Raw genomic sequence first — 10,355 nt, 5'->3', positions numbered from 1 at the left:
AGAGCGCTTGGCTTTTAACCAAGCGGCCGCGGGTTCAATTCCCGTCAGGCCTGTTCTAATTTTATATTTTAACTTTTCTATTTGGAGGACAATAATTTGAAAATTGATATTCAAGAACATATGCTCGTACCAAAGCATGAAATCATGACCGAAGATGAAATTGCTGATGAATTTAGTGATGTTGAGTATGATTTTAAAGATCTTCCTAAAATTAAATCAGAAGATCCTGTAGTAAAAGCTATTAATGCTAAATCAGGTGATGTTTTAAGAATCACTCGTAAAAGCCAAACTGCTGGTGAATTTGTCACATATAGGATTGTGGAAGGTTAATTGTTAATATAATTTTAGAGTAGTGAAATTTAATATAGTTTAATTTCTGTGTTTTTTTGTTTTTAGAAATTCATTATAATAAATTTAACTTAGTTTGAGAGGAATTATCTTATAGGAGATAGTTATGAGTAAATTAAGAATAATGATTAAATGAATTAAGTATTAGGTGTTATGCCTAATTTTGCTATTTACTTTTATTTAGTTTATTATTTTTATTGCATTTACGTAAATGCTGGAGGATGTCCATGACAGAGAATAACTGGAAATTAGTTGATGCATTTTTCGATAAATATGATTTAGTAGATCACCACATTAAATCATATAATGACTTTGTAAATAATAGGATTCAAAATATCATTGATATTACAGAACCTATTACATTAGATGATGGAAAATACACTTTAAAAACCGGTAAAGTACGTATTGAAAAACCATCTAATAAAGAAGCAGACGGATCCCGCAGTGAAATCGATCCAACTGAAGCAAGACTTAGAAATTTAAATTATTCTGCAGATATGTACCTTGAAATGGCATTAAATGAAGAAGGAGAAGATAATCCTTTGGAAGAGGTTTACATTGGTGAATTACCTGTAATGCTCAAATCAGACATTTGCCATCTTAACGGACTCACTGCCGAAGAATTGATTGAAAAAAATGAAGATCCTCAAGATTTGGGAGGTTACTTCATTGTAAACGGTTCCGAAAGGGCTGTAGTTACAATGGAAGAAATCGCTCCAAACAAAATCATTCTTGAACGTTTAGATAAAGTTGAGGACAGACATGCAAAAGCTGTTGTTACTTCAATCAAAAGTGGTTTCAGAGCCAGAATTACTTTAGAATACAAAAAACCACGTAAAAATGGTGTTTTCTTAAGAATTTCATTCCCATATCTTCCGGGAGAAATTCCACTTGTAATATTGTTAAGGGCTCTTGGATTAGCTACTGATGAAGAAATCATTACAGCAATTTCTGACGATAACAACTTCCAAATGATGATTGCAGACGACATTCAAGTTTCACTTGAAGCGTTGAAATTAGACCAAAATGAAATGGATGGCATGACTCTTGATGAAAGAAGAGAATATATGCAAAATGCTGCTATCAAATACATTGGTAACAGAGTAGCTAAAAACATGCCTAAAGATTATCGTATCAAACGTGCTACTGATGTAATCAACCGTTATTTATTACCTCATATGGGCACTGAACAAGAAAGATGTTATGATAAGGCTATTTACTTGGCTGAAATGACTGAAATGTTATTGGAAGTTATTGAACAAAAAAGAGAACCTCACGATAAGGACCACTATACTAATAAAAGACTCAGAGTATCTGGTGACTTAATGGAAGACTTATTCAGAGTAGCTTTCACTAATTTAACAAGAGACATGAGTTATCAATTAGAAAGAAGCCTTTCCCGTGGTAAAGAACTTTCCATTAAACAGGCTGTTCGTAGTGATGTTTTAACTGAAAACATCAAGCACGCTATCGCTACCGGTAATTGGGTAGGTGGAAGAGCTGGTGTAAGTCAGTTATTGGATAGGACCAGTTACATGGGTACACTTTCTCACTTGAGACGTGTAGTATCCCCATTAACAAGAAGCCAACCTCACTTTGAAGCAAGAGATTTGCACCCAACACAATTCGGTAAAATATGTCCAAACGAAACTCCGGAAGGACCTAACTGTGGTTTGGTAAAGAACTTGGCTTTAATGTGTAATATTTCAGAAGGTTCAGATGAACAAGAAATTAAAGACGTTATTGAAAGTATGGGTGTATTAATCGATTGAGTACATAGGAGGGAAATTTTTGCAGAAATCTAAAATATATATAAATGGTGAACTTTTAGGATCTTGTGAAGATCCAGTATCTTTCACTCAGGAAATGAGAGAAAAAAGAAGAAACGGTGAAATCTCTCATGAGATGAATATCACTTACTATGAAGATAATAATGAAATTTACATATTCAATGATCCTGGTAGGGCAAGAAGACCATTAATCATCGTTAAAGAAGGCGAACCTCTTTTAAAAGAGGAACATTTGAATAAAGTCGCTAACGGCAAATTAAGCTGGGATGATTTAATCGACAATGGTCTTATCGAATACTTGGATGCTGAAGAGGAAGAAAATTCATATATTGCAATGTCCTTAGCTGAGTTAACCGAAGACCATACTCACTTGGAAATTGACCCTGCTACAATGCTCGGAATCTGTGCAGGTATTATTCCATTCTCTGATCACAACTCCTCTCCAAGGAACACAATGGAAGCAGGTATGACAAAACAGGCTTTAGGATTATACGTTTCCAACTATGCGTTACGTACCGACACTAGGGCACACTTATTACACCATCCTCAAACTCCTATTGTAAAAACACGTATTATCGATTCAACTAATTATGATTTAAGACCATCCGGTCAAAACTTTGTTGTAGCATTAATGTCTTACGAAGGATACAACATGGAAGACGCAATGGTCATCAACAAAGCAGCTCTTGAAAGAGGTTTAGCAAGGTCATCCTTCTTCAGAGCATACGACACTTCAGAAAAAAGGTATGCTGGTGGACAAGTAGACAAATTCGAAGTGCCTGACAAAAACATCAAAGGTTACAGATCAGAGGAGTCCTACAGAAACCTAGACGATGACGGTGTTGTCAATCCAGAATCTGAAGTAAAATCAGGTGACGTATTAATCGGAAAAACCTCACCACCAAGATTCTTGGAAGAAGACTTCGGTACCGTTGCTGACAGAAGAAGAGAAACTTCCGTAACTGTAAGACACGGTGAAAAAGGTATTGTTGATGCAGTTCTTTTATCCGAAACCGTTGAAGGTTCAAGATTAGCTAAAATCAGAGTTAGAGATACCAGACAACCTGAATTTGGTGATAAATTCGCATCAAGACACGGTCAGAAAGGGGTTGTCGGTTTAATATTATCTCCTGAAGATGTTCCATTTACAGAATTTGGTGTTGTGCCTGATTTAATTGTTAACCCTCACGCTATTCCATCCAGGATGTCCATCGGACAGGTGCTTGAGATGGTTGCAGGTAAAGCAGGTTGTCTTGAAGGTGAAAGAGTTGACGCAACTCCATTCAACCAAACCCTTGAAGATGAAATCAAACAACAACTCATTAACAATGGATTTGAATCTGCAGGATGTGAATCTTTATACAGCGGAGTAACCGGTGAAAGATTAGATGCAGAAATATTTGTCGGAGTAGCTTATTACCAAAAATTACACCACATGACAACTGATAAAGTTTACGCTCGTTCCAGAGGTCCTGTACAAGTTCTTACTCGTCAACCTACTGAAGGAAGAGCTCGTGAAGGTGGTTTAAGATTCGGAGAAATGGAAAGAGATTGTCTTATTGCACACGGTGCAGCTTTAACTTTAAAAGAAAGACTTCTAGACGAATCTGACAAATACGAAGCTATCGTTTGTGAAAACTGTGGTATGTTAGCAGTATATGATAGACACAAAAACAAGAAATACTGTCCAATTTGTGGAGATGTAGAAACATATCCAGTTGAAATTTCATACGCATTTAAATTATTATTAGACGAACTTAAGAGTTTATGTATTTTCCCTAAATTGATTTTAGGAGACAAAGCATAATTAAATTTACGAAGGAGCCAATACATTGAAAGGATTTATTAAAAAAATTGAACAAATCAACTTTGGGCTAATGTCTCCTGAAGATATTCGTGCAATGTCTGTTGTGACAGTTGAAACTCCTGATACCTATGAAGATGATGGTTTCCCTATTGAAAAAGGTTTAATGGATCCTCGTTTAGGTGTTATCGACCCAAGTTTAGTTTGCAGAACTTGCGGTTTCAGAGGAGGAGATTGTCAAGGACATTTTGGTAGTATTGAATTAGCAAGACCTGTTATCCACATCGGTTTTGGTGATGTCATTCACAAAATTTTACGTTCAACATGTAATGAATGTGGCCGCGTTCTTTTGGACGATGCACAAATCGAAGAATACACTGAAAAAATCCAAGAAGCATTGGATAACAAGGAAAGTCTTAATGAAATTCTTAAAGATGTTTATAAAGTTGCCAAAAGGGAATTAAAAACTTTACCTGAAGACCCTGATGAGGAAATTGACTTAAAACATTGCTGTCCTCACTGTGGCGCACCTCAAGAAGCTATCAGTTTAGACAAACCTGTAACTATTCGCCAAGGCGATTACAAGTTAACCGCTTCTGAAGTTCGTGAAAGACTTGAAAGAATCACTGATGAAGATTCTTTTGTTTTAGGTGTTAACCCTGAAGTTGCAAGACCAGAATGGTTAGTATTGACTGTTTTACCAGTACCTCCGGTAACTGTAAGACCTTCAATCACATTGGATACTGGTGAAAGGTCAGAAGATGACTTAACCCACAAGCTTGTAGACATTTTAAGAATCAACCAAAGATTACTTGAGAACATGGAAGCTGGTGCTCCTCAATTAATCGTTGAAGACTTATGGGAATTATTACAATATCACGTTACAACTTACTTTGATAATGAAGCAAGTGGTGTACCTCCTGCAAGACACAGGTCAGGAAGACCACTCAAAACCTTAACCCAAAGGTTAAAAGGAAAAGAAGGAAGATTCAGATCCAACCTTTCAGGTAAACGTGTAAACTTCTCTGCACGTACCGTAATTTCACCTGACCCTAACATCAGTATTAACGAGGTCGGTGTTCCTGAAATGATTGCAAAAGAAGTAACCGTACCGGTATATGTAACCGAATGGAACATGGACGAAATGGTCAAATACATTGAAAACGGTCCAGATGTCCACCCTGGTGCAAACTATGTAATCAGAACTGACGGTAGAAAAATCAGAGTACGCAATGAAGAAACCAAAGAATTAATCTTAGAGCAATTAGAACCTGGTTTTATCATTGAAAGACACTTGAAAGATGGGGACATGGTTTTATTCAACCGTCAACCTTCACTTCACAGAATGAGTATGATGGCACACGAAGTAAGGGTTTTACCTTACAAGACTTTCAGATTGAACTTATGTGTTTGCCCTCCATACAATGCTGACTTTGACGGAGACGAAATGAACATGCACGTGTTCCAAACCGATGAATCCCGTGCAGAAGCAAAATCATTGATGCGTGTGCAAGAGCACATCTTGTCTCCAAGGTTTGGTGGGCCGATTATCGGTGCTATCCACGACCACATTAGTGGAGCATACCTTTTAACCCGTGACGGTGTTGAATTCACAGAAGAACAAGCTTTACAAATCATCAGGAAATCACATTTAAAAATCCCTACCTTCAAGGCTAATCAGTGGATTTTGAAATATGATCCTGAATTCGGTGAAGAATCATTCATCTACAAGGATAAAGGTGAAAAATGGACTGGTAAAGAATTGTTCTCATTATTATTACCTAATGACTTAAACTTGTCCTACAGTGCTGAGATTTCTAAATGTCCTGTGGTATATCCTGCTGAAGATGCAACTGTTGTAATTAAAAACGGTATCCTCAAACAAGGTGTAATCGATGAATCCGCTTACGGTTCATTCTCAGGTAAAATTTTAGATAAAATCGTTAAAGAGTACGGTCCTGGAAGAGCAAAAGAATTCTTAGACAGATCAACTGACTTAGCTATCTGTGGAATCATGAAAACAGGAATTACTACTTCCTTAAACGATGAAGAAATTCCTTATGAAGCTCAAGAACGTATTAACGAGCACTTAGAAAATAAAATGGATGAAGTAGATAAACTTGTCGAATCTTACGAAGAAGGATATCTCCAAGCTTTACCTGGTAGAAGTCTCGAAGAGACTTTAGAGATGAGAATCATGCAAGTTCTCGGGGAAGCTAGGGACATGTCCGGTAGCATTGCAGAAAACTATCTTACTATGGGTAAACAATCTGATGATGACCCATATGAACATGTAATGGCTGTTGAAAACCACTCTGTAGTAATGGCACGTACCGGTGCAAGGGCATCCATGTTGAACCTTACTCAGATTACTGCTTGTGTAGGACAACAAGCGGTTAGGGGTGGACGTATCGAAAGAGGATACTTAAACAGAACCTTACCTCACTTCAAGAAAGGTGAGTTAGGGGCTAAAGCGAAAGGATTTGTACACTCAAGTTATAAATCTGGTTTAGACCCTATTGAGTTCTTCTTCCACGCTATGGGTGGAAGAGAAGGTCTTGTAGATACTGCGATTCGTACAGCACAATCCGGTTACATGCAAAGAAGATTGGTTAACGCTTTACAAGATTTACAAGTTAAACCATCTGGACTTGTTACCGACAACCAAGGTAACGTTATCCAAACCATGTTCGGTGAAGATGGTGTAGATCCTGCAAAATCCGACTTTGGTAAACCAGCTGACTTGAACAAACTCATTGATGAGATCAGAATGGAAAGTGGAATGGAAGGTAAGTAGGTGTAACTATGGAAGATACAAAAATTAAAGTAAGAGATACTATTGCAGAACTTAACGATACTGAAAATCTTGATATCGATTTTCCAGATAGTTATATCGAAGATTTAGCTAAAGCTTATATTAATAAAGAGTTAACTGATGACGAATTAAAAGAACTCATCAGGAAACTTAAAAATGCCTATGATCGAGCTCATGTTGAAGCTGGGGAGGCTGTTGGAACTGTAGCTGCTCAATCTGTAGGTGAACCTGGTACTCAGATGACCATGCGTACTTTTCACTATGCAGGGGTAACTGAATTGAACGTAACATTAGGTCTTCCAAGGCTTATTGAAATCGTTGATGCAAGAAAAGAGATTGCTACTCCAACAATGGATATTTATTTTGATGAAGAAAGACGTGATGACGAAGAGTTTGTTAGAACTTTAGCAAATAAAATTGGTAAAAGTACTATAAACGATATTCTTTCAGATTTCAATTTAAATTATGGTACTATGGAAGTCGAAGCAACATTAGACAGTAAAAAGATTGAGGAAAAAAGGCTCGATCGTGATGAAATCAACGCTACTGTCGAAAAGGCTTTCAAAAAAGCTGTTATTAATAATGATAAAATCACTATTCCATCCGGAAAAACCGATAAGCCTGACAACAGATTTGAAATCAGGGAACTTCGTCTTTTAGCAGACAAAGTTCGTGACCTTCAAATCAGTGGTATAAAAGGCATTGGAAAAGTTATTATCCGTAAGGATGATAAGGAATGGATTATCCATACCGAAGGATCAAACCTTAAGGAAATCCTTGATATGGATGGTATCGACCATGTCAGAACAACCACTAACAACATTCACGAAATCGGTGAAGTGTTAGGTATCGAAGCAGCTCGTCAATCTATTATTAACGAAGCTCAGAATACCCTTTCAGAACAAGGTCTTAGTGTGGATGTAAGGCACATTATGTTAGTTGCAGACATCATGACTTCTGAAGGTGTTGTAAAATCTATCGGAAGACACGGTATTAGTGGTGAAAAATCAAGCGTATTAGCTCGTGCAGCTTTTGAAGAAACTGGTAAACATTTACTTCGCGCAAGTATCCGCGGTGAAGTGGATGATTTAACAGGTATCATCGAAAATATTATTATTGGACAACCAATACCTCTTGGTACCGGTTCTGTCGGTGTCAAAATGGATTATAAAAATGAATAGGAGGCTAGATGATGGACGTAGATAGAGGAATCAGAGTAGCTGTCGACACTGGTGATGTGACTTTAGGCTCTGAAAAATCAATTCAATCTTTAAAATTAGGAAAAGGTCAACTCGTTGTAGTTGCTGCTAACGCTCCTAAAGAAATTCTTGAAGATGTTGAATATTATGCAAATCTTTCCGAAATTCCATTCATCGTATATGATGGAACTAGTGTAGATTTGGGTTCTGTTTGTGGTAAACCTTTCACTGTTGCTACATTAATCGTAAACGATCCAGGAGATTCTACAATATTAGACGATTTGAGGTAGATTTAAGTGTCTATTAAATTAAGTGCAAATGAGATTAGATTCATAGCTCTTTTCGAAAATATGACTGGAGCAATGGTTAAGGATTGCATTATCGATGATGAACATGGAAAAGTTACTTTCATTGTTAAGAATGGTGACATGGGACTTGCTATCGGTAAAGGTGGAAGTTCCGTATCTAAAGTTCAAAGGGCGGTAGACAAAGGAGTTGAAATCATCGAATTAGATGAAGATCCGATCCAATTTATCAAGAATTGTTTATCTCCTGCAAAAGTACAATCTGTTAAAATCAGTCAAAAGCAATCAGGCGAGAAAATTGCTATTGTTACAGCAGATAATACTAACAAACGTATCGCTATCGGTAGAAATGGAATCAATATTGAAAGGGCTAAATTATTAGCTAATAGACAACATAATATTGATAATATTATTTTAAAATAGCTTTCGAGCTATTTTTAATAATTTTTTTTTAAAAAACTATTTTTTTTATTTTGTTTTATATAAAAAATAAATACCTTTATAAAGGGGTATGTATAAACATTTAACATAAGATATCTGTACTTTTTATAACATGACTATGTGTGCTTTTTGTCATTGTTTTTAATATCATTCAAGATATCTTCTTTTAGATAAAGAATTTTATCTAATTAATTATTATTACTGATTTATATCTTTGAATTTAGATTGTACTATCTACGATAGTATAAATCGCAGCGGTGGATTCTTAGATATGTGTTTTTAACAAAAAGATTAGAGGAAAAAAATATGCCAGGACTTTTTGCTGCAAAAAAACTTAAAAGAAATAGACAAAATTTTAAGTGGAAAGATGTAGATTACAAAAGGAGAGCATTAAGGTTAGACGTTAAAGCGGACCCTCTCGAAGGAGCTCCTCAAGCAAGAGGAATCGTTATCGAAAAAGTAGGGATAGAAGCAAAACAACCTAACTCTGCTATCCGTAAATGTGTTCGTGTTCAATTAATCAAAAACGGTAAACAATTAACTGCTTTCGCACCAGGTGACGGAGCTATTGGATTTATCGATGAGCACGATGAAGTGATGATTGAAGGAATCGGTGGACCATCCGGAAGATCCATGGGGGATATTCCTGGAGTCCGTTGGAAAGTTTCCAAAGTAAATAACGTAGCTTTATCAGAAATGGTAAGTGGAAAAATAGAAAAACCTGTAAGATAAGGAGTTATATTTATGAGTAAATTATTCGACAAATGGGATCTCGATGAAGTAAAAGTTGAGGACTTAGGTTTAGTAAAATATATCTGCTTAGACGAAACTTTAGTTCCACATACTTCTGGTAGACACGTAAAAAGACAATTCGCAAAATCTAAAGTATCAATTGTTGAAAGGTTAATGAACAAAGTTATGAGAACCCATCTCAACTCTGGTAAAAAGAATAAAGCTTACAACATTGTAAAAGATGCATTAGAAATTATTCACAAAAGAACTAAAAAGAATCCTGTTCAAGTTTTAGTTACTGCAGTTGAAAACACTGCACCTCGTGAAGAAACTACTCGTATCAAATATGGTGGTATCGGATACCAAGTTGCTGTGGACATTTCCCCACAAAGAAGAGTAGACCTTTCATTAGGATTCTTAACTAGAGGTACATTACAATCTTCATTCAAAAACAGAAAATCTGTTGCTGAATGTTTAGCTGATGAATTAATTCTTGCTTCTGAAGAAGATTCAAGAAGCTTTGCTTTACAAAAAGCTGAAGAGAAAGAAAGAGTTGCTAAAGCAGCACACTAATCATATTTAATGTTTATTAGGTGGTTATTTTGAGTAGAAGAGACAGAATGATTGCAAAAATCAAAGAATTGATGTATGAACCTGAACAAATCAGAAACATTGGTATCTGTGCTCACATCGATCACGGTAAAACAACTTTATCTGATAACCTTTTAGCAGGTGCAGGAATGATTTCCGAAGAACTTGCTGGTGACCAAAGATTCTTAGATTTTGACGAACAAGAACAAGCACGTGGTATTACTATTGACGCTGCTAACGTATCTATGGTGCACGATTACAAAGATAGTGAATACTTAATCAACTTAATCGATACCCCTGGTCACGTTGACTTTGGTGGGGACGTAACTC

Annotated in this window: 10 protein-coding genes; all 10 read left to right on the top strand. The window is 36.2% G+C overall.

What is annotated here, in order from left to right:
- Positions 1-96 precede the first annotated feature (96 nt).
- Positions 97-330, top strand: a complete 234-nt coding sequence (locus Q0W25_RS08350) for a DNA-directed RNA polymerase subunit H (RefSeq protein ID WP_298521112.1) — start codon at positions 97-99, stop codon at positions 328-330.
- Positions 331-575: 245 nt separating this feature from the next.
- The gene (locus tag Q0W25_RS08345; RefSeq protein WP_298521110.1) at positions 576-2,120 is read left to right on the top strand and encodes a DNA-directed RNA polymerase subunit B''; all 1,545 of its coding nucleotides are present in this window, start codon (positions 576-578) and stop codon (positions 2,118-2,120) included.
- Positions 2,121-2,139: 19 nt separating this feature from the next.
- Positions 2,140-3,945, top strand: a complete 1,806-nt coding sequence (gene rpoB, locus Q0W25_RS08340) for a DNA-directed RNA polymerase subunit B (protein ID WP_298521108.1) — start codon at positions 2,140-2,142, stop codon at positions 3,943-3,945.
- A 25-nt stretch (positions 3,946-3,970) separates the two neighbouring features.
- On the top strand, positions 3,971-6,739 hold the full coding sequence (locus tag Q0W25_RS08335) for a DNA-directed RNA polymerase subunit A' (protein WP_298521106.1): 2,769 nt from the start codon (positions 3,971-3,973) through the stop codon (positions 6,737-6,739).
- Positions 6,740-6,747: 8 nt separating this feature from the next.
- A complete protein-coding gene (rpoA2, locus tag Q0W25_RS08330) occupies positions 6,748-7,938 on the top strand; it encodes a DNA-directed RNA polymerase subunit A'' (protein WP_298521104.1) in 1,191 nt (396 codons plus the stop codon).
- An 8-nt stretch (positions 7,939-7,946) separates the two neighbouring features.
- A complete protein-coding gene (locus tag Q0W25_RS08325) occupies positions 7,947-8,246 on the top strand; it encodes a 50S ribosomal protein L30e (protein WP_298521102.1) in 300 nt (99 codons plus the stop codon).
- A 6-nt stretch (positions 8,247-8,252) separates the two neighbouring features.
- Positions 8,253-8,684 carry a NusA-like transcription termination signal-binding factor gene (locus Q0W25_RS08320; RefSeq protein ID WP_298521101.1) on the top strand — a complete coding sequence of 144 codons (432 nt, stop codon included), beginning with the start codon at positions 8,253-8,255 and terminating at the stop codon, positions 8,682-8,684.
- 324 nt (positions 8,685-9,008) lie between these two features.
- The gene (locus tag Q0W25_RS08315; RefSeq protein WP_149730666.1) at positions 9,009-9,434 is read left to right on the top strand and encodes a 30S ribosomal protein S12; all 426 of its coding nucleotides are present in this window, start codon (positions 9,009-9,011) and stop codon (positions 9,432-9,434) included.
- Positions 9,435-9,446: 12 nt separating this feature from the next.
- Entirely contained in the window at positions 9,447-10,007 is a 561-nt protein-coding gene (locus Q0W25_RS08310; RefSeq protein WP_298521099.1) for a 30S ribosomal protein S7, read from the top strand.
- A 29-nt stretch (positions 10,008-10,036) separates the two neighbouring features.
- The coding region (locus Q0W25_RS08305; RefSeq protein ID WP_298521097.1) for a GTP-binding protein at positions 10,037-10,355 on the top strand (319 nt) is incomplete at its 3' end.

Origin of the sequence: uncultured Methanobrevibacter sp. (genome assembly GCF_947166415.1) — an archaeon.
Lineage (GTDB): Archaea > Methanobacteriota > Methanobacteria > Methanobacteriales > Methanobacteriaceae > Methanocatella.
Note: the sequence above shows the minus strand (reverse complement) of the source record. Positions and strands in the feature narration are given on the sequence as shown.